A 3089-nucleotide genomic window follows, 5' to 3' on the forward strand; every position below is an offset into this window, starting at 1 on the left:
CGTCACGGTCACCGAGGACTCGAGAGGCAGGAAGATCCCGGTGATCTCGACCGGGCTCACGCCCCCGGTCTCCGCCCTTCGCTGGTTGATGATGTCCCGGTAGTAGCCCGCCATGCGGACGCAGGCGTCGCCGCCGCCCAGCCCCCCCACCATCTCGTACTTGCCGTCGATCTTGACCGTGGGATACCCGCCCACCCCGTACCAGCTCTCTCTCTGCGATGTGGCCGGGATCGTAAACGGATCGCTCCCCGAGCAGTGGTTCTCGAAGTGGACCATCGCGTCGTAGCCGAACTCATTCTGAACCGTGGCCAGCCCGCACCGGGCTGAAGGGCAGTAGGTTCACCAAGTCGCGCCGAACTCTTCGACGACGACGACCCTCGGCACGCTCGCCGAGGCCCCCGGCGCAAGCAGCAGCCCCAGGAACAGGAGCCCAAGAGCAATGAGACCCGTCTTGCCAGGCATGACCCCTCCCAATTGGTTGTCGTGAGTTCCAGCGCGGCCGCACCTCATGGGTCCCCCCATGATCGGTTCCTTCAATTATAGCGGACCGGCCTTCTCTTCCAAAGCCTGCTCTCGCCTCGTATACCCCTTGTCCCGCAGTCGGTTGCCCCGGCGCCTTGTCCGCCTCGATCGGACGCTGCTAGACTCGGTGAGCCGATCGTCGAAGCGATCGCCGCGTAATGGGATGGAATCAAACGAGCATCGACCCAACGGCCGCCACGAGCGCTCCTCGCCGCCCCCGGGAGGGGCGGATCGACGATTCATCGATCTGGCGATTCTCGCGGCCCTCGCCGTCCTCCCCTTCCTGAACGCGCTGCGCGGCGCGTTCGTCTTCGACGACGTCTGGCTCGTGATCAAGCATCCTGCGGTGCACGGACCCTTCGATCTGGGCTCGGCTCTCACCTCGCACTACTGGGGCCTGGTCAAGCGAGCGCTTCTCTGGCGGCCGATCACGACCCTGAGCTTCGCCGTCGACGCGAGGATCGCCGAGTCGCCCGCATGGTGGTTCCACCTCGTCAATGTCCTTCTCCACGCGGGCGTCACGATCCTGTGGGCTTTCCTGGTGCGCAGGCTCACAAAGAGGGACGGTCTGGCCTTCATCGCCGCCGCTCTCTTCGCCGTCCATCCGATTCACACGGAGGCCGTCACCTGGATCTCGGGACGCGCCGAGATTCTCGCCGCACTCTTCACTCTGGCGGCGATCCATCTCTCCCTGGCCCAGCGGCGCGCTCTCCGCTACCTGACGCCGGTGGCCGCCTTCCTGGCCGTCGCCTCCAAAGAGAGCGCCATCGTGCTTCCGCTGGCTCTCATCTATCTCGGCTGGGCCTTCCGTGGAGACAAGCGCCTCTTCCCCGCGCGCATCGTGCGGATGGGCATCGTCTGCCTGATCCCCGCCGCTCTCTACGTCGTTCTGCGCGCGTCGGTCCTCGGAACCTGGTCCGGCCCCGCGACCGGCTCGATGGACAATCCGATGGCGGGCGCCGGCTTCTTCCCGAGGCTTCCGACCGTCCTCGACGCGGCGGGACGGTACATCCTCTTGCTCCTGTGGCCGGCGCGCCTCTCGCTCGACTACTCGGCTCCCGTTCTCGGCATGGTGAGGGCGATCACCCCGCAGCTCGTCATCGGCCTGGCGTCGGGAGCGGGGCTGATCTACGTCGCCGCGCGGGCGCGCGCGCGCCCCGCGGGGTGGGGAGCGGGGCTCGCCCTTCTGAGCTTCGCCCTGGGATCGAACTTCGCCTATGTCATCGGGACGATCTTCGCGGAGCGATTGCTCTATCTTCCCTCGGCGGGGCTGCTGCTGATCCTCGCTGCCGGGGCGCTCGCCCTGGCGGACCGGTTGCCGGCGCTCCGATCAGTCCTCCAGGGACTCCTGATCGTCGTCCTGGCGGCGGGCGCCGTCCGGACTTGGATCCGCAACGAGGACTATCGCTCCGAGGCGATCCTCTACAGGGCCGAGGCGCGGACTCACCCGAACAGTCCCAAGATGCGCTATAACGTCGCGCTGCAGGCCAAGCTCGAGGGGAACTACGAGGAGGCGGTGCGCGAGGCGCAGGAGGCGATGCGTCTGAGCCCCGTCTATCCGGATCCGAGACCGGTGCTGGCGACGTCCCTCGACAAGCTCGGCCGCACGAAAGAAGCGATCAACTTCCTCGAGTACGTCGTCGCGACGGACAGGACCGACTACAAGAGCCGGACTGTGCTGGCGCGGCTCCTGGACGAGTCCGGCCGCGGCGACAGGGCCGATTCCCTGATCGCCGTCGCGGTGAGAGAGACGCCCGATCAGGTCGAGACGATCTCGATGGCAGCGAGGCGGGCTCAGAACAAGGGGGAGTTCGCGTCAGCGGCGCGGCTCTGGAGGCAGGCGATCGAGAAGGGCTCGGAGGATGCCGAGGTTCCCCTCTTCCTCGGCTACTCCCTCCTCGCGTCGGGCGACATGCGGGGGGCGCGGGATGTCTATCGGGAGGCGCTGCGCCGTACCCCGGGCCTGCCGGACGCGGCGAACGGCCTTGCCTGGACTCTTCTGGAAACAGGCGGCTCCACGGAGGAAGCGGTCCGTCTCGCCGCAAGCGCGGTCCGGAAGGCTCCCCTCGCGCCGTTCTACGACACGCTCGCCAGGGCGCACCTCGAGGCGGGCAACTGCAATGAGGCGCTCACGGCGGCCCTGACCTCCATCGGCATCGACTCGACAAACGCGAGCTACCAACGCCGGCTCCAGGAAGTGCAGGCGCGCTGCAAGTAGGCGCGTGATCCCGCCTCGACGCGGAGCCCAGCGCGCTGCGCCTGACGCCGATCCTCCCCACGAACCCCGACTCCGCCCCCTGTCAGAGCGGGCTCAGGGCTTCATTCCGGGCACAGTCTCCCAGTCGCAGTCGATCGATTCGGTCTGACGGATCCAGGTGACCGGCTCAGGAATCGGCAGCGGAACCCGAATCGCAACGGTCGGATTCACCGACGCGGGCGGCTCGACCTCGGGGCAGTCTCCGCCGGGCACCATAGCCGTGTAGCGGATCTGAGTGCCGCTCTCCCCTGTTTCGATCGTGTCGAGCCACACTCCACCACCCCATCTCGTCTGGGATCCCGCCCTCAAG

Annotated in this window: 2 protein-coding genes; one reads left to right on the forward strand and one right to left on the reverse strand. The window is 67.5% G+C overall.

Annotated elements, in window-relative coordinates:
- Nucleotides 1-276: hypothetical protein (locus FJY88_13020; GenBank protein ID MBM3288251.1), on the reverse strand; the 276-nt coding region annotated here is incomplete at its 3' end.
- 232 nt (nt 277-508) lie between these two features.
- On the opposite strand from FJY88_13020, the gene FJY88_13025 reads away from it, so the two are divergent.
- Nucleotides 509-2740 (forward strand): tetratricopeptide repeat protein, encoded by a 2232-nt coding sequence (locus FJY88_13025; protein MBM3288252.1) that lies wholly within the window; start codon nt 509-511, stop codon nt 2738-2740.
- The last annotated feature ends 349 nt before the right edge of the window (nt 2741-3089 follow it).

The sequence above is a fragment of the Candidatus Eisenbacteria bacterium genome (genome assembly GCA_016867495.1).
Lineage (GTDB): Bacteria > Eisenbacteria > RBG-16-71-46 > CAIMUX01 > VGJL01 > VGJL01.